Origin of the sequence: Geobacillus zalihae NBRC 101842, from assembly GCF_001544135.1 — a bacterium.
GTDB classification, from domain to species: domain Bacteria; phylum Bacillota; class Bacilli; order Bacillales; family Anoxybacillaceae; genus Geobacillus; species Geobacillus zalihae.
Genome location: NZ_BCPV01000044.1, coordinates 1 through 23,474 on the forward strand (window position 1 = coordinate 1; position 23,474 = coordinate 23,474).

The window sequence follows — 23,474 nt, forward strand, 5'->3', positions numbered from 1 at the left end:
CCCCATATCGCCGCATCAGGATCATATTCAGCAGCAAAACTAGACGCCCAACCAGATCCATATTCTTCCCATTTTTTCTCATTTTGCTTGAGACGTTCAGGAGGGCCAACAGGAATCCATGCAGGTTCCCAGTAAAACACCCCGATCCCCCGTTTGCCTACAGCCGCCACTGCCTGAATCACATCTCGAATCGAGTTCGCTTGCCCTTGGACAGTAATCGGATAGTTCAGTATTTGTCCAGAACTCTTTGGAGCTGTATTTTCATGGCCGTCTCCATCTTTTTTCGTATATGGATACGATGTTTCTGCCACCATCACCTTTTTATGATACGTATTGGCTACATGTTTCAACACAGACGTTAAATTGGCTAAAGTACCATGCCAAAACGGGTAATAGGAGCTAGCGAACACATCGTAATCCACTTTATGTTCAGCAAGCATTTTCGCTATGGATGCATATCTGCCTGGAGTTTCGGGATTCGTAAAATGAAGCGCAACCAGTATATTCCGATTCATCTCCCTTACTGCACTGCTTCCTGCATTCATCAATTCACATATTTTCGCCCAATCCGTTTCCCCGACAAACGCTCCATTTGTTTCATTTCCGATTTGAACCATTCCGACTTGAATTTTTTCTTTCAACATTGCTTTTAAACTTTCCTTCGTGAATCGGTATAAAGCTTTCTTTTTTGCTTCAAAATTGAGATTTGCCCATGCTTTGGGAGGACGTTGTTTGGCAGGGTCGGCCCAAAAATCGGAATAGTGGAAGTCCACTAGCACCCTCATCCCATTGGCCGTAGCTCGCTTTCCAATCTCAATGGCTTTTTCCAAATCGTTATTCCCGCCTCCATACCCATGCCCTTTCGCATCATAAGGATCGTTCCATACGCGCACCCGTACATAATTGATCCCGGCTTCTTTTAGCGTTTTAAAAATATCTTGCTTCTTACCAGCCGCATTGTAGAATTTTACCCCACTGTCCTCAAGGGCGATAATACTCGAAACATCGACCCCTTTCACGAACCCTTTGCTTAGGCCCTCCACCCTTTTTACGAAAATATCAGCCGGAACAGGCTTTGGCCCCTCTCGGCCTCCCGCACTGTTCAGCGATATCAACTGAAAATGATCCATATAGCCCCAAGCGTTCGGTTTCCCAGTAACTATTGCACCGACTTCAAAGTTCAACGCTTCTTCTTCCAGTGTGAATTCCAATTTAACCGTCTCCCAAGAATTATATCCTTTTGTAACAACAGCCTCCGCCATCTGATCGCCTGCGAACAATTGAATATGACCCGCTTCGTCTCCTGCTCCTCCCATTGATTGAACAGAAAGTTCATAACTCCCTGGCGGCAGCTGTCCGATCGTTTGCTTCAATGTAAATGTTTGATTTCCGTTCGCTATATCGCGGACCCAGTATTTAAAGGCGCTATCTCCCTCATTCGGAACGATCCATGCATCATTTGAATAAGAAAAACGCTGTAGATCAACAGAACTCCAATCCTGTGTAGTGACTGTCCATGACCCATCAGCCCAAAAATCCGATTCAAATCCCCCGTTAATTAAATAATTATACGAATCAGCCGCTGCTTTATGAATATGATTGGACGAAAACGGCATGATCATCACCATCATGGCGACTAGTATGAAAAAAAATCGTTTCCTCATCCTCTCCCCCGCCTCCATGACTATTTTAACATCGCACACCAAAACACTTGATTGGCTGCCGTGTGAAACCAGCCTTTCTATTTGACAGATTTGTTGCTTGAACGATTCTCTCTCCTTTATCTCCTTTTCTCCACGACTCGCACCTCGTATTTACCTAGCGTGATCTCCCCTACGATTTCCTCGCCAGTGAACAGATCCTTCACCTTTTCCTCAACAACAACAGCCTGTTTCTCCTCTGTAAAATTCATAATAAACACATAATCACATTCCGGCGCTTGCCGCGCTTGCACGGATACTCCTTTTCCATGCTTTACAACCAAGACAGGCCTCAGATCGAGCTTTTCCATCAATTCTTGATAAAAATCTCTATGGAATTGATCCTCTAGGCGGCCGCCAATATAATAGGCTTGACCTTTCCCGTATTGGTTGCTCGTCACAGCGGGCGTACCCGCATAAAAATCATCTTCATAAACTCCTTCGACTGTTGCAGTATACACCTTGATCACCGTTGCATAGTCTTTCAACTCGTAAGACCGTCCACGATAATGAACCGAATTTCGATCGCGTGGATAAAGGGTATCCGTTTCGATCGGTTCGATGCCGAATGTTTTCCTCAAATCGGGATGCCAGCCACCTAAATACGCTAAATCACATTCATTGACCATTCCACTTATATAAGTCATGACAAGCGTCCCACCGTTCCCTACAAACTGTTTCAAACGAGCAATCGTCTCTTCGCTCACTAAGTAAAGCATCGGCGCAATCAGCAATTTGTAGCGGGAAAAGTCTTGTTCCTTCGTGATGACATCAACGGGGATATCCCGCTCCCAAAAGGGGCGATAATGCTGTACGAGCGTTTGTGGATACCGTTTCGTTTCAGTCGCAAATCCTTGCGCATCATTTAACGCCCAATTGTTTTCCCAATCATACAAAATGGCCACTTCCGCCGTCCGATTGGTTCCGACGATGCCAGACATTTTCTCGAGTGCTTTCCCAACTTTAGAAACCTCTTGAAATACACGGTTATCCGTGCGATTGTCATGGTCGACGACCGCACCATGAAGTTTCTCAAACGCCCCCCGCGACTTGCGCCATTGAAAATAGAGGATGCTGTCGGAACCATGAGCGATCATTTGCATCGAAGATAAAAAGTGCATGCCTGGCCGCTTCGCTTTGTTCACTTTATGCCAGTTCACCAAACTCGGCGTGCATTCCATCAGTAAAAATGGCTGCTGCTTCAAACTTCGATACAAATCATTGATAAAACCGACTTTCATAGCCAAATCGGCAGTGCTCTCCCAATCATTGTGCCAAGCAGGATAGGCGTCCCAACTAATGACGTCAAGATGCTTCGCAAACTTGCTGTAGTCAAGTCCTTGAAAAGGAATTAAGTCATGCGTATCCGCCATAAAATTCGTTGTAATCGGAATATGAGGCGTCAACTCCCGAAGCGGAACGATCTCGTTTTCAAAAAAGGAAATCGTCTGATCTGTCACAAACCGTTTCCAATCAAGATTCAACCCATGAATCGTATGCTCACCAATCGGAGACGGCGACTCGATTTGCGACCAGTCGGTGTACGTATGGCTCCAAAATGATGTCCACCAAGCGGCATTCAGCGCGTCAAGATCATGATTGTATCTGTTTTTCAACCATTCACGAAACGCTTCTTGGCACAAATTACAATGGCATTCCCCGCCGTATTCGTTGGAAACGTGCCACATGAGCAAAGCAGGATGATCTCCGTACCGTTCCGCCAGCAATCGATTGATATGTTGAGTTTTTTCACGGTATACGCTCGAGGTAAAACAATGATTATGACGCCCGCCATGCAACTGTCGAACACGCGCCGCATTCACCCGCAACACTTCCGGATACTTTTGCGACAACCATGCTGGCCGGGCGCCGCTTGGCGTAGCCAAAATCACCCGCCCGCCAATACGGTAAATGTCGTCAAACACTTTATCGAGCCATTCAAAACGATAAACCCCTTCTTCCGGTTCGAGAGCAGACCAAGCAAATACACCAATCGTGAATGTGTTTGTGTGGGAGAGTTTCATCAACTCAAGATCCGCCTGCAAAAGATCCGGCCGATCCAACCATTGATCAGGGTTGTAATCTCCTCCATGAAGAATGAAGTTCGCTTGTGTTATATACGTTCGTTCATATTTTGGCATTACGTCGTCTCCTTTCCCTGCATCATCCTTTGATTCCACCCAATGTCAATCCGGACACAAAGTTCCGTTGCAACATCAAAAAGACAATCGCTACCGGAATGCTAATCAGAAGCGCCCCGGCTGCAAACGTTGTATAGCTCGCCCCCATCACTTCGTTAACGAGATTATACAGCCCTATCGGAAGCGTATAAGCATCAGGAGTTCGGAGAATGGCCGATGACAACACAAAATCACCAAGCGGTCCGGTAAATCCGTTCATCGCCACGACTGCAATCATTGGTTTAGACAGCGGCAAAAGAATTTGGAAAAAGATCCTCGTATTGCTCGCTCCATCGATTTTGGCACTTTCATCCAAATCTCTCGGGATCGAATCCATATATCCCTTCATCAAGTACGTATTCATCGGAATTTGCCCGCCGATATAAAGCAAAATTAACAGCCAGTGACTATTGAGCATCCCAAGCATTTGCGCCAAAACAAACAAAGCGATCAACGCAGAAAACTGCGGCACCATTTGCAGCAGCAAAAACAACGTTAAAGCATTTTTTCTCCCCTTAAATCGAAAACGCGAAAATGCATAGGCGGTAAACGAAACACTAATCACGGAACCAAGCATCGTAAAAAAGCTAATTTTCATCGAATTCCAATACCAGCGTTCGTACAATAAGCTTTCTTTGCCCGCAAACAACTCGCGATAATGATCAAGCGTCGGTTTTTTGGGGATAAGGGTGGTGCTGATTAAACTGTTCCCCGGATTCAGGCTGGCACCAATAGTCCAAAGCAGCGGATAGATGATTGCCACGGCGACAAACGTTAAAATGGCATAGGATACGAAGAGGCGAAGGAATTTTTTTGACCTGACACTGGATCTCATGTTCTATACTCCCTCTTTAAAAGAATTGGTCCGTCGAAATTGCCATAACGCAATCCCCATGACAAACAAAGATAACAAAATTGTTAAAGCGGCAGCCAACGCATATTGGCTTGATTGCATCGTCAATTTATAAATCCAAGACACAAGGATATCCGTTCCTCCCGCTGTCGATCCCGGAACAGCCGGTCCGCCTCCATTAAACAGATAAATAATGTTGAAGTTATTAAAGTTAAAGGTAAACTGTGTAATAATAATCGGGGCCATCGCCAACAGCACCATCGGCAATGTAATATATCGAAATTTGGCAAACATGGAAGCTCCGTCAATCGTCGCTGCTTCATACAATTCTTCAGGAATCGACTGCAAAACGCCCGTCGTCACGACAAACACATATGGGAATCCCAACCATCCTTGCATGAGGATGAGCGCCACCCTCGTCCAATGCTCATCAGTCATCCAAGGGATTGGATCGATGCCAAGCGCCGCTAAAATTGTATGATTGATGGCTCCAAAACTGTCATTAAATAAGCCAGCAAACACTAAAATCGTCACAAATCCCGGCACAGCCCACGGCAATACGAAAATGGTTCGATACAATTTCTTCAACCGAAGGTCTTTTTGGTTGACGATCACCGCCAATAAAATACCTGCCGCCACTTGAAGAGTGGAAGCAACGAGTGTCCAAATGACCGTCCATGACAACACATCAAAAAAGGTTGAGCGCCAAATATCAACCGTAAAAATTTTGAGGAATGTATCGAACCCAACCCAATCGACCAACTTGGCAGGAGGAGTATGATATAAATCATAGTTGGTGAAAGCTAAAGCAAAACTGAACAACACTGGAAAAATAACAGAAAAAACCAAAAGAAAAAAAGCAGGGCTGCTGACAACGTACGGGTACCCTTGTTCCACAAGTTGATGGTACTCTTCTTTCAGAGTATTCAACCGATCCCCCCTGTCCCTCCGCTCACCACTTTTATAAGCGTCCCACAAATTGAAACAATAAAAAGCCAATCCAAACAAAGCGACAATGACCGCAATAATCCCTTCTGCCAAAAGAAAAATCGAATTATCGCGTTGCACTTCTGTTCCAAGCGTCACAATCCCCCAAAACCCCATGTTGAACAGATCGGCAAACGCCGTCAAAAAAGAGGCAGCGAAAACAAGAAACAAAACTCCCTTCGCCCATTGTCGGTTATACCATTGACCTAGGCCAGGAATAATCGATAAACATAAGGCCATTTTCCGGTGTGACATGGACTCCCCTTCTTTCCTTGAAGAACACATTTTTTCAACACAAAACGCATCAAACAAAAAGATCGTTTCACACCATCACGATCGATTTATTGTAGGTCCTTGCACCTTGTTAGAAACGAAAGCGCAAGGACCTTGTTCTCTCCCCTTATTTGCCGCTATGTTTCGCCTTAATTTGCCCTTTGATCGTTTTCACGGCTTGATCTAATGCCGCTTTCGGATCTGCTTTTCCAGTCGCAATCGTTTGCAATGCCGAATCGGCCGGCTTCCACACCTCATTCATTTCCGGAATATTCGGGATCATTTCAGAAAATTGAGATTGCTCCGCAACCGCCCGTGCCGCCTCACTGTTTTTCACCACCGGATCATCCGCCAACGCTTTGACAGCCGGAACCTCTTTTGTCACTTCATAACGTTTTTTCGAATTTTCTTCATTCGCCAGAAAGATCACCAATTTTTCAGCAAGATCTGGATGTTTCGAGTAGGCGCTTACGTTGTAGCTTTTTACTCCAATAAATGCGCTCATATTTTTTCCGTTCTGTAACGCTGGAAGTTTCGTCACTCCAAAGTTGATTCCCGCTTTTGTAAACGGCTCAATATTCCACGGACCAGAAATGATCGCTGCTGCTTTGCCTTCCGTAAACAGCGATTCGAGTACATTAATACCCTGCTCGCCAATCATTCCTGACGGAAATAGACGTTCTTTATAAAATTTTTGAATCATTTTAGCCCCTTCGACAGCGCCGGCATTATTTAATCCAATATCGTTCGGATTGTAATTTCCGTTTTCGTCCTTGCCAAAAATGTAGCCTCCATACGCACTCATCACACTTTGAGCATAGTAAATCTGGTCAAACAGAGCCAAAAAGCCAAATTTTTTGCCATCTGTTACTTTTTTGGAATACTCATACCATTCCTCAAGCGTTTTCGGCAATTCCTCTTCGGAAATAAGATCTTTATTGTAGTAAAGCATCGTTGTCTCGACCGCTTTTGGCAAACCATACACTTTGTTGTTTACTTTTTGCGACTGCATAGCGGCTTCCGTATAGATGGATTGAATGTCTTCCTCAACATTCAATTCTTTAATGAGCCCTTCCGTCACGGCTGTCCCAATCTGGTCGCTCGGCATCGTCAATACATCTGGTCCAGTGCCAGCCGGCCCGTCTAAACGCAAATCCTCAATTTGTTTCGCATACGGCTTCTCAATGATTTTTACTGTCACATTGTTTTCCTTTTCAAATTGGGCAATGGCATCTTTAATTCCTGCGCTTTTTTGAATGTCTTCCCAAACGACGAGCTCTACTTTTCCATTGCTCTCTTTGTTTTCTCCTGCACGAGATCCTTGATTAGCATTTTCTTTAGGCCCACATGCAGCTAAAGACAAACTAAAAGCCATCACACTCATAAGCGCAAGATGTTTACTAATACTCCTCATCATTTTCCCTATTCCCCCTTCTTATTTGGAAGCGCTTAACTACCTTCAATATAGCACCAACAATAAAAAATGTAAACAACTTTTTACTAAAATTAATAAAAATATTTACGAAACAAAAAAGAGGGCTAGTTCGTACTTTTCCGTACGATAAGCTCAGCCCCTAACAGCAATGTCTTCACAATGTTTCTCTTTCTTTGTATCCGCTCGAGCAACAACTCGATCGCACTTTTGCAAATTTCATGAATATCAATATGGAATGTCGTCAATGGCGGTGATACGTATTTGGTAATGCTGATGTTATTGACGCCGATGACGCTCACACGCTCAGGGATAGGAATGCGATGCTCATTCAACGCCTGCAGACAACCGACAGCAATGGGATCCGCCGCTACAAAAAACGCGGTAGGCAATCGATCCCCTAGGGTTTCAATGGCCTTGGTCATGAGTTCATAGCCATTGTCAAATGAGAATCCCCGGTGGCAAAAAATATACTCTTCGTTGAGCAACCCCTTTGCTTTCATATAATTTCGAAACGCCCGCTCGCGCGAGTCCATCTCATCCTTTCCTGTATTCGGATTCGGATACGTCCCGCCAATAAAGCCGATGTCCGTATGCCCTTTCTCAAGAAAGAAGTCGATCGCTCGCTCAGTGATCTGTGTTAAATCTGGGCGCACCGAATCAAAACAGCGCGGGTCGGGCGACAAATCAATAAACACCCCATTTGTCGTCATCGATCGCAGACGTTCAAGCTCCCGATCCGAAAAAATTCCAACGGCAATAAACCCCTCAATGTTCTCTGGAATTTGGTCAATGCCATCTGAAATTTTATACATTTGCAGTTCTAGATTAAACTCTTTCGCCAGCTTTTCCATTTCCATCCTCATTGTTTTGTAATACACGTCTTCTAATTCCTCTTTATCCGTCAACCAATATAAAAAAGCAATATTGCGAATCACTTTTCTGATCGTTTTCTTGCGGTAGTTCAACTTTTCTGCTACTTCATAAATTTTCTCCCGCGTCTCCTCGGATACCGAAAGATCTGGATCATTGTTCAATACCCGCGAGACAGTTGAAATGGAATAGCCTGCTTGTTTAGCAATGTCGCGAATCGTGGCCATATGCATTACCCCATTCTGCTTAGGTTGTATCCATGAGTATTATAACAAATATCCAACGGTTTTACTAAAATTATTTACCATATGATCATGAATCATTGCGGCTGCCTTCTCATAGAGCTAAGTTGTTAGCATTCTCGTTGGAAAGTATCGCCCCGCTCCATTCGTTCGATCCATTATAGAACCCCAATTAGGAACAATACACTATTTATGAATTCCTCTTTTGTTACTATAATGATGGATATGTTTGACAAAGAATAGAGAGGGGGAGCGCTCATTGAAAACGTTGAAGCTAGGAACAAAAATCAATATTTTGATTTTTTGCATTATTATTCTATTAACCGCTGTTTTGACGGCTGCCGCCATTATTCAAATCAAAGAGGGAATCCAAAAAGAAACGCTTGAAAGAGTCAAATCCAGTCTTTCCTTGGCCTATCGCTATCTTGACGAAAAATATGAAGGGAGTTGGGCTATCGAAGACGGATCGCTTTATAAAGGAAACACGAAAATGAACGACAACAACCAGATCGTGGACGAAATCGGAAACCTAACGGGCGGAACGGCCACGATCTTTCAAAATGAAACACGGGTTGCCACCAACATTATCGTGAACCATCGACGGGCTGTTGGCACAACCGCGCCTCCAGAAGTGGTGGAACAAGTGTTAAAGAAAGGGAACACCTTCTTCCGTGAAGTGAATATTTTGCATCAATGGTATCAAGCTGCATATATGCCGATTAAAAACGATCGCGGCGAAATTATCGGGATGTTTTATGTGGGGATTCCCCAAACATATGTGGACACAGCCGTGTCTTCCCTTTTGAAAACATTAGTCCTTTCTGCCGTCATCATATTCGTGATGGCATCAGCAGCCGCAATATGGTTCTCGCGTCGCATCCATGCTCGATTGGCCGCCGTCTCCAGCGCCCTCCAGCGAGCAGGGAATGGAGACTTTACGGTTGCCATCAATGACCAAACTCGTGATGAAATTGGACAAATTGTCGAAAGCTATAACAAAATGAAAGACGATCTTTCTCAAATGCTGACCCGAGTCGCGGATGCATCAGAGCAAGTCGCCGCGGCTGCAGAGGAACTGACAGCGAGCGCGGAGCAAACAGCCTTGTCAACGGAACAAGTTTCTGTCGGCATCCAAGAGGTCGCCAGCAGAGCGGACAGCCAAAGCAGCCAAACCGATGAAATCGCCGCCGCCATGGAGCAAATGACGCAGGGCGTCTCGCAAATCGCGGAGCGTACGACAGCCATCGCCCACTTGGCCGTCCATATGACAAACTTAGCCGAAGACGGGAAAACATCGGTCGAAAAAAATGCCGAGCAGATGCAGGACATTCATCAAGCCGTGCTCCGGTCAGAACAACTGATTCACACGTTGCAGGAGCGGTCAAAAGAAATCGAAGCGGTCGTCCACACGATTCATCAAATCGCGGAGCAGACGAATCTCCTTTCCTTAAACGCCGCCATAGAAGCGGCGAGAGCAGGAGAACATGGGGCGGGATTTGCCGTCGTGGCCGATGAAGTGAGAAAATTGGCCGAACAAACGCAAGCAGCGACAAAACAAATTACCCATTTGTTGTCTAGCATCCATCAAGATGTAGAGAACACATCAACGAGCATGGAAGATGTGATGCAAAATGTTCAAGACGGCATCGATGCTTCCCAAGAAACAGCAGCGAAATTCAACACAATTTTCGCAAACTCGCAAACCATCTCAACCCAATTGGAAGACGTATCAGCATCCGTACAGCAGCTGTCAGCCGGTATTCAAGAACTGGATTCAGCCGTTGCGGAACTCGCCGCTGCAGCCGAAAAGACGATGGAGACGTCCAAAACAATGGCCCATTCCACCGAAGAACAGCTCGCTTCCATGGAAGAGATTGCGTCAGCAGCCGCTTCATTGGCGAATGTATCCGAAACGTTGCAAGAAATGGTGCAAAAGTTTACGATTGCATCAAAACACTCGCTTGATTCAAACGGGTAAGCAAAAAATGTATATGTTTTACATTCACTCTTTTTCTTTACTAAAATAAGCTATTTTTGATCACTCTGATTCAACCGGGTTCGACAGTAGCCGGGCAGATAAAATGCCTCTCATCCTTTAAGACAGAAAGGTTGGGAGGCATTTTAGTCATATGGTGATTTATGGAAATGCTCAAAGAGGACTTCAGTCCCAAATCTGTAAAGCACTGCGCTTATTTGACCATCAGTTTGGTTCATGAACAACTGAAATCGTTCTGCGCGCTTCCACAATCCCCCGCAGCTTTCATCATCCCCCACAATGCAAAATCATGATTCGATCAAGCGAACAGCGTCACCGCTGTCCGCTTGACGAGAGCAACGCTTCTTTGACCAACTCCATCGCGTGTCCATCGTTCGGGTCATTCGTCCCCAACTCGCCGCGGAAGGCTTTCTGGAGAACGGATTGTTTTACTAAATCGAGCTTTTCCTCCGCTGCCAAAACGAGTTGTTTTTCGTTCTCTAATTTTTCTAATAAGTTGTCGAGTTTCTCGGCGATGCGTTTTTGTTCGTTTAGGGGGGGGAGCGGGAAAGACAGACTTTCAATGAGAGCACCACTTATATTTGGCTGTGCTCCACCATACGCCAATTTCGAAATTTCTGTCGAGGAACTAATCACAAAATAATTTCTATACGCTGCATATAAAATGTTATCATTAATCGTTTTGATATTTCCAACGCGTTGGTTTTGCATAGCGATTTCGTCCGAATTATATATACCTATTTTCCCAGTAGTAGCCCCAGACATTGCGATTAATAAGTCGCCTTTGCGCACCAAAAACTTTTCATTGTAGAGCTCTCTAGGAACCCTAACAGCGGTTTCGGGAGTTGTTTCCATACCATTTAAATCGGATATTCGAATTATTGGTATACCCTCATCAGAATAATCAGTGCTTTTAAATGCATATCCATTAAATAACTTGGCAACAACTCCAAATTTCACCCACACCCAATTCCCCGGCACCTCATAAGGCCATTGTTCTTTCGGAATGACGTCTTTTTCACTTAGATCATCGGATGTTTCCAATATACTTTTCTCGCTCGGGTCATTTGTCCCTAATTGCCCTTTAAACGCCTTCTCCAACATGACCGCCCGCCGCCGTTCGATCGACTCCTTCACTTCTTCAATCAGCCGCTTTGCTTCGTCGATTTTCGCAAACAGCCGCTCAATTTTATCGGCGATGCGTTTTTGTTCGTTTAGGGGGGGGAGTGGGAAAGACAGACTTTCAATGAGAGCACCACTTATATTTGGCTGTGCTCCACCATACGCCAATTTCGAAATTTCTGTCGAGGAACTAATCACAAAATAATTTCTATACGCTGCATATAAAATGTTATCATTAATCGTTTTGATATTTCCAACGCGTTGGTTTTGCATAGCGATTTCGTCCGAATTATATATACCTATTTTCCCAGTAGTAGCCCCAGACATTGCGATTAATAAGTCGCCTTTGCGCACCAAAAACTTTTCATTGTAGAGCTCTCTAGGAACCCTAACAGCGGTTTCGGGAGTTGTTTCCATACCATTTAAATCGGATATTCGAATTATTGGTATACCCTCATCAGAATAATCAGTGCTTTTAAATGCATATCCATTAAATAACTTGGCAACAACTCCAAATTTCACCCACACCCAATTCCCCGGCACTTCGTACGGTTGCTCGTCTTTGGGCACGAGCGCTTCTTCGAGCAGCTGTTCCATCGATTTTGGTTTGGCCTTGCTCATCGTTCTGACACCTCGAGTCGTTCAGCGACGTGGAGCATTTCGGTTTTGGCCGGTTCGTAGCGGGTCGGGTGTTCGGCCGCTTTCAGTTCGGCAATGACTTCATTGAGCAGCGAGATGGCGAGCTCTAATTTCTCCACCGCTTCTTCAGCCGAGTCGATCGGGTCGGGCAAGTTGTCGTACACGGACAGCGATTCGTCGGCGATGAGACCGATGTCGAGGCTGTCGCCTTTTTTGGCGATGTCGTCGCGGGTGAAGACGTTCCACCGTTCATCGTCGACTTGATGGCGGTCTTCGGCGGTGTAGGCTTTCATAAATCCGGCGAAATGGTCTTTCGTCAACGGATTGCGCTTGCCAAACGACGGCATGTTCGTGCGAAGATCATACACCCATACTTCTTTCGTGTTGCCCGTGTCTGTTTCCCCGCGGGTGAAGAACAAGACGTTCGTTTTCACCCCTTGGGCGTAGAAAATGCCGGTCGGCAAGCGCAAGATCGTATGGACGTTGCATTTGTCCATCAAGTCGCGGCGGATGTCGGCGCCGACGCCGCCTTCAAACAGCACGTTGTCGGGCACAACGACCGCGGCGCGCGCCTTGCCGTTTGGTCTGAGCGCCCGGTAAATGTGCTGGAGGAAGTTCAGCTGCTTGTTTGACGTCATAAACGTAAAGTCGGTCCGTGTCGCCCGTTCCCCGCCTTTTTTTGTGCCAAACGGCGGGTTTGTCAAAATGACGTCATACCCTTTCAGCCGCTCGCCAAGGGGAGAGAGCGTGTCGCCAAGCAAAATGTCGCCGTGCACATCATGCAAGAGGGCGTTCATGACCGCGAGGCGGTGCGTGTCGCGGACGAGCTCGACCCCGGAGAACGCTTCATATTTCTGGAACCGAATTTCTTCTTCCGATAAATCAAAATAGTCGTCCGTTTTCGCCCGGACGTGGCGGCTGGCGGCGATCATAAAGCCGAACGTCCCCGCCGCCGGGTCGTGGCAGCGCTCGCCGGGCTTCGGGTCAACGAGTTCGACGATGACGTCAATCAGCACGCGGGGGGTGAAATATTGCCCCGCGCCTGATTTCAATTCGCTCGCGTTTTTCTCGAGCAGCCCTTCGTACAAGGCGCCGAGCCCTTCTTCTTTCGCGTTGTACCAGTCAAGCGCGTCGATGGTGCGGATGATTTTTTCCAAGTTTTTCGGCTCACGGATGTTGGACGTCGCGTCGGTGTAAATTTGCCTTAACAGTTCGTTCTCTTCCTGCCCAAGTGCCATGAGCAGCTGTTGGTAATACGTTTTCAGCTCGATTCCATCCTTTTTGGCGAGCACGTCCCAACGGTATGGCTCGGGGATGATGTATTCTTGCCCGGTTTCTTTCATCATTTTCAAAAACAGCAAATACGTCAGCTCGGTGACATATTGATGGTACGTGATGCCGTCGTCGCGCAAGACGTTGCACAAGTTCCACAGCTTTTGGACAATTTCTCGGTTGTTCATCTCTAGGCTTGCTCCTTCTTGGCGTAGTTGTACAAGTTTTCATTAATTTCGCGCACGATTTGCGGCAACTGACCGCCGAAAATATTGTTCAGCTGCTTAAAACCGCCGTGGCTTTTAAACGGTTCGTAGTCAAACGCTTTTTCCGGATCGGGATGGAGGACGTATTCTTGCAGCAGCTGTTTTTCGATCCGCTCAAGCCATTTCTTTTGCAGCGGCGGCCATGGTTTCATCCGGTAAATGGCGTTCATGGCGCGGCGAATTCGTTCTTCATGGCTGATGAGCGGGTCGCCGAGCGCCTGTTGGCGGATGAAGGCGATAATGTCGGCGGCGATGTCCTCATTTTTCGCCTCCCGCCATGCCGCCTGCAGTTTTTTCTCGGAAAAGCCTCTTCGGTCAAGTTCCAATCGCAGTTGTTTCAACTCTTCCCTCGTCAGTTCGGACGGCCGCTGGCAGACAATCATCAGCGCCGGGATTTTATTCATGTTCGTGCGGATAAATTCACCGAACGCCTCTAAATAGTCGTCCGGTTTTTCCGCATTGCCGTAGCCTCGTTTGACGCCAAGCAGCTTGTCTTCATGGTGGGAAATGTATTGCTTGCGCTCGCGGTACCGGTTTTCGTCCAAATAGCGGAACATCGATTTATATTCTTTCAGCCCGTCTTTCAGTTCATCAGACGGCAGCGATTTCAGCCAGTCGATGAATTCATCGACCGTTTTTCCGCCGGAAAGCACGCGGAAATCTTCGTGTTGCCTGTCGGACCACGTCCGCTTTTTCCGTTGCATCTTCGCAATGATTTGTTCTTTTTGGTATTCCAGATGGGCGGTCTGTTCAAGCTGTTCGAGTTCATCGAACAGCTCCGTCAGCGTCGCCTGCGGGCGGGCGACGACCGGTTTCATGCTTGTATACGGCTTTAACGTTTCGTAAATGCCGACGGCGTCAAAGATGTTGAAATGGTCTTTCCCAATCTCATCGCACCGCCTTGTCGCCCGGCCGAGCATTTGTTCATACAAAATGCGCGAGCGAACGCGGCGCAAAAAGACGAGGTTCGTAATCGCCGGCACATCGACCCCTGTCGTTAACAAATCGACCGTCACCGCGATTGTCGGGTATTTTTCGTTTTTAAACCTGCGGATCGCTCCTGACGGGTCTTTGATCGATCCGGTGATTTTCATGACCGCATTGTCATCGAACTCTCCGTATACGCGCGCAAATTCTTCTTTCAGCAGCCGGACGACGAGATCAGCGTGATCGTCCGTCGCGGCAAAAATGAGCGTCTTCCCTTCATCATCCGGAGCGATATAGTTGACGAGCTCGCGAATGATGACGCGGTTAAAGCTTTCCGTTACGACTTTCGTGTTAAAGTGCGAAACATCAATGTTCAGTTCATCCTCCAAATACTCTTGCGACACCGTATGGGATACGGCGTCGTAGACATCAACCGTCTCTCCTTTCGCCCACGTAATCCCTTCCCGTTTCAGCACCGTATCAAACTGATACGGCGGCTCATGGTCGACCAAATACCCGTCGATGACCGCCTCGCGATACGAATACGTAAACACGGGCGGGCCGAAAATGTCCGTCGTATGCAAGGCGGGCGTCGCGGTCAAACCGATGCGGACGGCATCGAAGTAATCGAGCACTTGCCGATACTTGCTTACATAATCGCGATGGTCTTTAAACTCCAGCTCGATTTCGTTCATTTCTTTATCCAACGTATAGCCGCGGTGGGCTTCGTCGACGATGATGCAGTCATACTGGTCAATCGGCGGAACGTCTTCGGGACGGTCGTTGTAAAAAATGCGCTTCAACATTCCTTGAACGGTGGCGATATGCACTTTCGTCTCCGGATCGGGCTTTTGGTCGTACAGCGACTGCAAACCGTAAATCTCGGCAAACGTCTGAAAGTGCTCCATTCGGCTTTCTTTAAACGCCGCTTCCGCTTGTTCGGCGAGCGCTTTTCGGTCAACGAGAAACAAAATGCGCCGAAACCGTTTCGCTTTGAGCAAGCGGTAAATCAAGCCGATCGCCATGCGCGTTTTTCCCGTTCCCGTCGCCATGGCGACAAGCACGCTCCGGCGCTTGTCTTCAAGCGCCCGCTCAACAGCCTGAATCGCCCGCACTTGGTACGGACGCAGTTTCAAATAATCGAACGTCTCATCGCGCAGCCGCTGTTCGGATCGTTCAATGTCTTGTTCCAGCAGCTGTTTCAACCCGTCCGGCGTATACCAGCCTTGCAGCGGGCGCGGATGGTTCGTCGATTTCCGGGCGTCCAAAAACCAAATGCCGGACTTTTGTTCAAGCTGTTTCACGTACGGACGGCCGTTGGTGGCGAACAAAAATGGAACGAAATACTCCCCCCACGGCTCGTGAATCACTTCTTGCCCATGGCGCACAACGAGACGGGCGTATTGTTTTGCCTGTTCGATATCGGCGGGGATGTCTTTGCTTGCGCGTTTCGCTTCAATGAGGCCGACCAGCTCCAAGCCGATAAAAAGAGCATAATCGGCAACCCCGTGCCGAAGCGGCCATTCGGCAATCGCCAAATTCCGCCCCTTCTCTGGCCGCGCGCCTTTGGCAAAGCGCAGTTTTTCCGAATCAGCCTCCCAGCCAGCCGCCCGCAGCTGTTCATCGATGATGAGGCGCGTCTCTGCCTCAGTCAGTTCGAAATTCGCCACCGCCCGCCGCGAATAGTCACGCCGCTTTTGTTTTTCCTCGGCACTCGTATACAGCCCCGTCTCGCGGATGTGCGAAAGCTCCGCTTCCAAGTCGGCAAGCCGCTGTTTATACGATTCGATGAGCCGATTCAGTTCATCCGTCGATTCAGACGATGGCGGCAGCGGCTCTCGATACTGGGGAGCTTCGAACGACCAGTCACCGTACACTTCCATAAACCATACAGCTAGGCGAAACGCCATGTGCAATAGCGTCTTTGCCTCATGCACGTCCCCATAATGGGGATCATGCACCGCTTGATTGCCTTTTAAGCGGATCATCGTGAAGATGTCATATATCTCTTTTGGGATGATTTGTTCATACAGCAGCACCTTGAGGCGGTCTTGCTGATCGGTGCCGCGCTCTTCGCGAATGCCTTCGAGCGCCAATATGTATTTCGTCATCGCCTCGGCCAACTTTCGCAGCTCGCTGATCGCCACGTTTGGGTTTTGATGCACATGCCGCTCGGCCGTCTCCCCTACTCGGGCAAGCACATCCCATTTTCCTTCTAGAAATTGAAAGTTATGCGCCATGTCCATCCCTCATCTTTGTCTCTTTTGCAACTTTCTTCTTTTGCCATTATCATATCATGAAAAAAAGCCCGCTGAAAACGGGCTGTTTGTGTTCCCAGACAGGACCATAAAAAAGCGAACAAGGGCGGTTGCTGTCCTCAGTGTCATTGCTGATGTGAGAATCAACTCGCGATGGCAAGGAAAGAGCAGCGCCAATGAAACATCTTTTAACCAATTCGAAATCTTTGATTGCTCATGATTTCATCAATCATCTCATCTATGTCATCCTTACGTTTCCCGCTAGTATCCAAAAGATGCTTTCGATCGAATCCTGATGCATGGAACTCATTCAGCAAAATGAGGCAGCGTTCCCCCATTTGTTGCTCGGGGGCCCTCATCTCATCCCTTTGCCTTAACGTTTTCCCATCTGCCCACAAAACAACATACATAACCGTTACGTTTAAATCCTTTACATTTTCATACAACCATATCGCTTCTTGGGGAAAGGCAATATAATCCACTACCACATCATTGCCGTATTTTACAAAATTTCTTGCAAGACTTAGAATATTATCCCAAATTAATGAAAGCTCTTCTTTACTTTCCCACGGTTTTTTCCGTCCATTGATATGCATATGGCTGATGTCATCGCCGGAAATATACGCACTACGCTCCAACTTGTTCGCCAATGCTGTTGAAATTGTTGATTTGCCAACTCCAGCGGGGCCTGATATGACATAGACTGTTCTTGTTTGATGATTTTTCATATGCATCCCTTTTTACCTGCACAATATAGTTTTATTACCCGTGGTAATAAAAACGACAACATAAACCTGAATCCGTGATAAAGACGCGTTCAAAGCTGCCAAGAAAACTGGATCAATCAACAAAATATTGCACTCGGGGTTTTTCACCTAAATAGGTGAACATTCGAAATGGAGTCGAAGTCTCGGCACGATTGGGCTTCCCAGCATTTTGGATACACTTCTGTCACAGATTCGGGATAAACAAAAAATCCCTTGAAGCCTTCTAGCTCAAGGGATTTCACTCGATGATTCCGACTGGGCTCGAACCAGCGACCTCCACCCTGTCAAGGTGGCGCTCTCCCAGCTGAGCTACGGAATCATATTTTATTGTCCGCTATCGAACACATTTTTAATTATATAAACGGGCAAGTTGTTTGTCAACAACTTTTTTAAAAAAATCGCTGTTCATGATGAAAAAAGGAAAGGTGACTTCCCCGAAAGGAATAATGCGTGTTGGAACGGTTCGACATCGTATTTTTTCTACATTCTGATTGTTCTATCAAACGAGAATTTGCTTGCAAAGGCTGGGGGAATTGATGAAAAACGCCCGCCGCTTCCGGTGCCGCTCAAAATGAAACTGCAGCTGACGGTCTTGTTCAGCAGCACATTTCCTGTCTTATTGTTCAGCTTAGCGACGGAAATCAAATGGTCGCTTACAGGGCCGAACGCATCCCACTGGTCATACTGGCCGTGGGCGGCCGTTATTTTGCTGTTTTCGATCGCATTTTCCGCTTTCTTGACTCGCCTGTTGGTTGACGAAATCAACGAGCCGGTCAGCGTGGTGTTAACTCATATGAAATGGGCGGAAAACGAAACGTATAAACCCGTCGCCCACAATGTGTATACTGATGAATTTGCCGATTTGCTTCGCGGATTCAATCATATGATCGATGCTGTGCATCGCCGCGACCGAACGAACAAAGAACTGCTTAACAGTTTCATCACCGTCTTGACAGCGGCGCTTGACGCCCGCGATCCTTATACAGCTGGGCACTCGCTGCGCGTGGCCCGTTACGCACTCGCGATTGGGGAAAAGCTTTCCCTTCCGAATGAACAGCTTGATGCCTTGTATCGTTCCGCTCTACTGCATGACATCGGAAAGATCGGCGTTCCCGATGCCATTTTGCTTAAAGTGGGAAAGCTAAGCGATGATGAATTTGCCCGGATCAAAAAACACCCCGCCCTTGGGGAGGCCATTTTGCGGGAAGTCAGGCCGATCGAACCGATCGAACCGCTTCTAGCCGGCATACGCTCCCATCACGAACGCATCGATGGGAAAGGATATCCAGACGGTTTAACAGGCGACGAGATTCCGTTGTTTGGCAAAATCATCGCCGTGGCCGATGCGTTTGACGCCATGACTTCCGATCGCCCGTACCGAAAAGGCATGGATATTCGTCAAGCGGCGGACATCTTGAGAAAAGGAAAGGGAACGCAGTGGGACAGCGAACTCGTCGACCTCTTTTTGAAACACTTACAAGAGGAGCGGCTGTTGTCAACCTCAGCGGCATCTTGACCCGCCCGCCAAGCTTTGAAGGCTTGGCGGGCTGATTGCTATGGCGTTGAAACTGACGGCCGCTCTTTCACAAACGACAGCGCCCGCTCGAAATCGGCGATCAAATCGTTGACATCCTCAAGCCCGACGCTCAGCCGCAACAAGCCGTCGGTAATGCCGCGCCGGAGCCTCTCTTCTTTTGGCATCGCCGCATGCGACATTTTCGCTGGGTGCGATAAAATTGACTCGACCGCCCCAAGGCTGACAGCAAACACCGGCAAGCGGACGTTTCGGACGAACGTCCGAGCCGCTTCTTCATCGGCTAAACGGAACGACAGCACAGCGCCAAACCCGGCCGCCTGATGGCGCTGGATGTCATGGCCTGGGTGGTTCTCGAGCCCCGGATAATACACTTTTTCGACCTTTGGATGACAAGCCAAATACTTGGCGATGGCGGCCGCTGATTCAGACGACTGCTTCAGCCGAACGTGGAGCGTTTTTAATCCCCGCAGCACAAGCCACGCATCTTGGACGCCAAGGACGGCGCCAAACGCGTTTTGCAGTTTGTACAATTCTTTTCCCAATTCCTCGTCTTTCACGACCGCCAGCCCGGCGACGACGTCGCTATGGCCGGCTAAAAATTTCGTGGCGCTGTGAAGGACAATATCGACGCCAAGGTCAAGCGGCCGCTGCAGCGCCGGCGTCATGAACGTATTATCCAAGAACGTCAAACAGCCGTGCGCTTTCGCCAGTTTGACGACGCCTTGAATATCGGTCACTTTTAACAATGGGTTGGACGGCGTTTCCATATAAATGACTTTCGTGTTCGGTCGGATGTTTTCGGCCACTGCGTTTAAATCGGTCATATCGACAAACGTATGCTCGATGCCAAAGCGGGTCAACACTTCCGTGATCATCCGGTACGTGCCGCCGTAGACGTCTTCAGTCACGAGGACGTGGTCGCCTCGGGACAAGAGCAAAAACGCCGTCGAAATGGCCGCCATGCCAGAAGCGAAGGCGAATCCGCGCACGCCGCCTTCTAACGCCGCGATCGTTTCCTCGAGCGCCTCGCGCGTCGGGTTGCCGGAGCGGCTGTAGTCGTATTTGCCGAATGAATCGAAATCGAACTGATGGAACGTGGAGGCATGCTGGATCGGCACGCTCACCGCTCCCGTGTGGCGATCGACTTTCCATTCATTATGGAGCAGTTTCGTTGAAAACGACCATTCCCGTTCCATCGCTTACACCTCTTTCATGTGTTTGAACGCTTGCGCCAAGTCGGCGATTAAATCATCCGCATGTTCGATGCCGACCGAGAAGCGGAGCAGTCGGTTGCAGACGCCGTTTTGGATGCGGATTTCCTCTGGAATGTCCGCATGCGTCTGCGTCGCCGGGTACGTGATGAAGCTTTCAACTCCGCCTAAGCTTTCCGCGAACGTAATGAGGCGCAAGCTTTTTAAAAACCCGTTCACCCACTTTTCATCGGCAATCCGGAATGACAGCATCCCTCCTCGCCCTGGGTACAGGACGTCAGTCACATCTTCATGTTCGCGCAAAAAGGCGCTGATGCGCTTGGCGTTTTCTTCATGTTGACGCATCCGGAGAGCCAACGTTTTCATCCCGCGAATGAGCAGCCATGAATCAAACGGCGACAACACCGCGCCGATGGCGTTCTGGTACTCGGCCAAGCGTTGACAGAGATCCTCGCCCTTGGCGACGACAAGGCCAGCCAGCACATCGTTATGGCCGCCTAAATATTTCGTGGCGCTGTGGATGACAATATCGGCGCCTTGTTCGATCGGGCGTTGAAGCACCGGTGTATAAAACGTGTTGTCAACGATCAACAAAAGCCCATGCCGTTTGGCAAGCGCGGAGACAGCGGCAATATCCGTCTCCTGCATCAATGGGTTCGTCGGCGTTTCCAAGAAAATGGCTTTCGTTTTTTCCGTTATCGTTTCTTCCACTGCATCGAGGTCAGCAAAGTCAACGTAATGAAACCCAAGACCGTACTTGCGCCAGCCGCGCTCAAACAGGCGGTACGTGCCGCCGTAAAGGTCGGCCGATACGAGAAACTCATCTCCGCTCTCAAACAAGGCGAGCACCGTCTGAATGGCGGCCATGCCGGAGCTGAACGCATAGCCTTGGTCGCCGCCTTCCAGTCTCGCGATCGCTTCTTCGACGATTTTGCGCGTGGGGTTGCCGGTGCGGATGTAGTCAAACCCAGTCGACTCTCCGATGCCGGCATGGCGGTAGGCGGTGGAAAAATAAACCGGCGGGTTGACCGTCCCCGTCACCGTTTCGCTCCGGTTGCCAATTTGCGCTAACAACGTCTCCAGTTTCTCCATCTCATCTCTCTCCTTCTGCTGAAAATTCCATCATGGATCAACGGCCGACCATTTGACGCCCAACGAAGCGCCGCTGTCTGTCGGGCAGCGGCCGAGGGCCTTGATCCTCGACGCCCCTCGGTTGAGGGAGCGGCCGCTTGAGTAAATAAAAAAAGTCTTCTAAGAAGAAGACTTTTCCATACGCACATGGTCATGCTTCTTCTTATCTGCCGAATTGAATGCTCAATTCGCTGGATTTAGCACCTGGCCGCCGGGCGGCTGGTTGCTGAAGCTTCATTGGGCCAGTTCCCTCCGCTTCTCTTGATAAGAATGAGACGCGTATTCAATTTTTCTAATTTTAATAAAAAATGTAGCGCATTCCCCCCGTTTTTGCAAGCCATTTTTTTGTGAATGGCACGATTCGGCAAATTCGCAAAAAATTCGAGCCCTTCGTTAACATCTTTTGGCGCAAATATGTTACAATAACAGATGAACTTACGCTTTCATGGAGGATGGTCATGGCGACAGCAACAGGAACGATGCGCGACTGCAAGTTGTACAGCGGAGAGCTGCAAGAAGAAATCGAACTGCTCGTCTACTTGCCAAGCAATTTTTCGCCGCTTTACAAATATTCTTTATTAATCGCGCAAGATGGCAAAGATTATTTTATGTATGGAAAAATGAAAACCGTCATCGAAACGCTGATGGCAGAAGGAACAATCGACCGGACGATCGTCGTCGGCATCCCGTATCGGAACGTCAACGACCGCTACGAGAAATACCACCCGGAAGGCCGAAAGCACGAAGCATACCTTCGTTTTTTAGCCCATGAACTCGTCCCGTTTTTGGACCGCGAACTGCCGACATACCAAATGGGCAAAGGCCGGGCGCTGATCGGCGATTCGCTCGGCGGAACGGTGTCGCTTCTAGCCGGGTTGTTGTATCCGCATACATTTGGGAAAATCGCCATGCAGTCCCCCTATATCGATGACTCGGTATTGGCGCGCATCCGCTCATTCCGCGATCCATCGCTCCTTTCGCTTTACCATTCTGTTGGCACAGAGGAAACAGCGGTGAAAACGACGGATGGCCATGTGCGCGATTTTATCACCCCGAATCGAATGGCGCGGGACTTGTTTATGGAAAAACGGTTTGCTTATACGTACCATGAGTTCGAAGGCGGTCATGCGTGGACGTATTGGCAGCCGGATGTCCCCCGAGCCGTAGCCGCTGTTTTATCGTTATAGGACAAAACGGAGCAACTTCAAAGATGTCGAAGCCGCCGCATCCATTCCGTGCGTTTCCTGCGCGTGGAAAAAGAACTGGTTCAAGGAGGGAAAACAAAATGAAGTACGGCATTGTGATCTTTCCGCCAAAACGGATTCAAGACTTCGCCAACTCGTACCGGAAACGGTACGACAGCCATTACGCCCTCATCCCGCCGCATATTACGCTGAAATACCCATTTGAAGCGGATGAGGAGCAAATAAAAAAAATGGCGAAAGAGTTGCGCCGCATTGCGGCGGAAACACCTCCCATTCCGATCAAAGTGACGAAATTCAGCTCGTTTTACCCGACAAGCAACATCATTTATTTGAAGGTGGAACCAAACGACGTGCTCGAGCGCCTTCATGAACAACTGCACAGCGGCTTGTTCGCCGGAAAGCCGGAGTTTGTGTTCGTGCCTCACATTACGATCGGCCGCGATTTGCCGGGCGCAGAATATGCGGACGTCTACAGCCAGCTGAAGCTGCAAGATGTGCACTTCGAGGAGACCGTCGACCGCTTCCATCTTCTCTATCAGCTGGAAAACGGCTCGTGGACCGTCTATGAAACGTTTATCGTCGGAGGAAAGGAAACGGTCTGAG

At 48.3% G+C, this 23,474-nt stretch carries 16 protein-coding genes, 1 tRNA gene and 1 riboswitch; of the genes, 4 read left to right on the plus strand and 13 right to left on the minus strand.

Going from position 1 to position 23,474, the window contains the following annotated elements:
* The 6 genes from GZ1_RS12240 to ganR all read right to left on the minus strand — a co-directional run.
* Window positions 1-1,664, minus strand: a 1,664-nt coding sequence (locus tag GZ1_RS12240; RefSeq protein ID WP_060788549.1) for an arabinogalactan endo-1,4-beta-galactosidase, incomplete at its 3' end; no start/stop codon positions are given.
* 116 nt (window positions 1,665-1,780) lie between these two features.
* A complete protein-coding gene (gene ganA, locus GZ1_RS12245; protein ID WP_060788550.1) occupies window positions 1,781-3,841 on the minus strand; it encodes a beta-galactosidase GanA in 2,061 nt (686 codons plus the stop codon).
* 22 nt (window positions 3,842-3,863) lie between these two features.
* On the minus strand, window positions 3,864-4,715 hold the full coding sequence (ganQ, locus tag GZ1_RS12250; protein WP_060788551.1) for a galactooligosaccharide ABC transporter permease GanQ: 852 nt from the start codon (window positions 4,713-4,715) through the stop codon (window positions 3,864-3,866).
* Window positions 4,716-4,718: 3 nt separating this feature from the next.
* On the minus strand, window positions 4,719-5,975 hold the full coding sequence (locus tag GZ1_RS12255; RefSeq protein ID WP_060788552.1) for a carbohydrate ABC transporter permease: 1,257 nt from the start codon (window positions 5,973-5,975) through the stop codon (window positions 4,719-4,721).
* 145 nt (window positions 5,976-6,120) lie between these two features.
* Window positions 6,121-7,407, minus strand: a complete 1,287-nt coding sequence (gene ganS / locus GZ1_RS12260; protein ID WP_025039188.1) for an arabinogalactan oligomer ABC transporter substrate-binding protein GanS — start codon at window positions 7,405-7,407, stop codon at window positions 6,121-6,123.
* A 125-nt stretch (window positions 7,408-7,532) separates the two neighbouring features.
* A complete protein-coding gene (gene ganR, locus GZ1_RS12265) occupies window positions 7,533-8,525 on the minus strand; it encodes a galactan degradation operon transcriptional regulator GanR (protein ID WP_060788553.1) in 993 nt (330 codons plus the stop codon).
* A gap of 274 nt (window positions 8,526-8,799) precedes the next feature.
* Between ganR and GZ1_RS12270 the strand changes: the two genes are divergently transcribed.
* The gene (locus tag GZ1_RS12270) at window positions 8,800-10,518 is read left to right on the plus strand and encodes a methyl-accepting chemotaxis protein (RefSeq protein ID WP_060788554.1); all 1,719 of its coding nucleotides are present in this window, start codon (window positions 8,800-8,802) and stop codon (window positions 10,516-10,518) included.
* 330 nt (window positions 10,519-10,848) lie between these two features.
* Here GZ1_RS12270 and GZ1_RS12275 read toward each other — a convergent pair whose 3' ends face one another.
* The 5 genes from GZ1_RS12275 to GZ1_RS12295 form a co-directional block, all read right to left on the minus strand.
* Window positions 10,849-12,279 (minus strand): restriction endonuclease subunit S, encoded by a 1,431-nt coding sequence (locus tag GZ1_RS12275; RefSeq protein ID WP_060788555.1) that lies wholly within the window; start codon window positions 12,277-12,279, stop codon window positions 10,849-10,851.
* Complete coding sequence (locus GZ1_RS12280) at window positions 12,276-13,757, minus strand: class I SAM-dependent DNA methyltransferase (protein ID WP_060788556.1); 1,482 nt, start codon at window positions 13,755-13,757, stop codon at window positions 12,276-12,278. The genes GZ1_RS12275 and GZ1_RS12280 overlap by 4 nt, the downstream gene beginning before the upstream one ends.
* Window positions 13,758-13,759: 2 nt before the next feature.
* Entirely contained in the window at window positions 13,760-17,002 is a 3,243-nt protein-coding gene (gene hsdR / locus GZ1_RS12285) for a type I restriction-modification system endonuclease (protein ID WP_060788559.1), read from the minus strand.
* Between the two features lie 206 nt (window positions 17,003-17,208).
* The gene (locus tag GZ1_RS12290) at window positions 17,209-17,754 is read right to left on the minus strand and encodes a P-loop nucleotide/nucleoside kinase family protein (RefSeq protein WP_014195200.1); all 546 of its coding nucleotides are present in this window, start codon (window positions 17,752-17,754) and stop codon (window positions 17,209-17,211) included.
* Window positions 17,755-18,033: 279 nt separating this feature from the next.
* Window positions 18,034-18,106 (minus strand) — tRNA-Val (locus GZ1_RS12295).
* 252 nt (window positions 18,107-18,358) lie between these two features.
* Here GZ1_RS12295 and GZ1_RS12300 point away from each other — a divergent pair.
* On the plus strand, window positions 18,359-19,303 hold the full coding sequence (locus GZ1_RS12300; protein WP_255211290.1) for an HD-GYP domain-containing protein: 945 nt from the start codon (window positions 18,359-18,361) through the stop codon (window positions 19,301-19,303).
* 38 nt (window positions 19,304-19,341) lie between these two features.
* Here GZ1_RS12300 and metC read toward each other — a convergent pair whose 3' ends face one another.
* Window positions 19,342-20,520 carry a cystathionine beta-lyase gene (gene metC, locus GZ1_RS12305; RefSeq protein WP_060788558.1) on the minus strand — a complete coding sequence of 393 codons (1,179 nt, stop codon included), beginning with the start codon at window positions 20,518-20,520 and terminating at the stop codon, window positions 19,342-19,344.
* Window positions 20,521-20,523: 3 nt separating this feature from the next.
* The gene (locus GZ1_RS12310) at window positions 20,524-21,627 is read right to left on the minus strand and encodes a methionine biosynthesis PLP-dependent protein (protein WP_015374187.1); all 1,104 of its coding nucleotides are present in this window, start codon (window positions 21,625-21,627) and stop codon (window positions 20,524-20,526) included.
* Between the two features lie 199 nt (window positions 21,628-21,826).
* A riboswitch (SAM riboswitch) is annotated at window positions 21,827-21,937 on the minus strand.
* Window positions 21,938-22,124: 187 nt separating this feature from the next.
* Here GZ1_RS12310 and GZ1_RS12315 point away from each other — a divergent pair.
* The gene (locus tag GZ1_RS12315; RefSeq protein ID WP_013146035.1) at window positions 22,125-22,853 is read left to right on the plus strand and encodes a GTNG_0744 family esterase; all 729 of its coding nucleotides are present in this window, start codon (window positions 22,125-22,127) and stop codon (window positions 22,851-22,853) included.
* A 98-nt stretch (window positions 22,854-22,951) separates the two neighbouring features.
* Entirely contained in the window at window positions 22,952-23,473 is a 522-nt protein-coding gene (locus GZ1_RS12320) for a YjcG family protein (protein ID WP_011230365.1), read from the plus strand.
* The last annotated feature ends 1 nt before the right edge of the window (window position 23,474 follow it).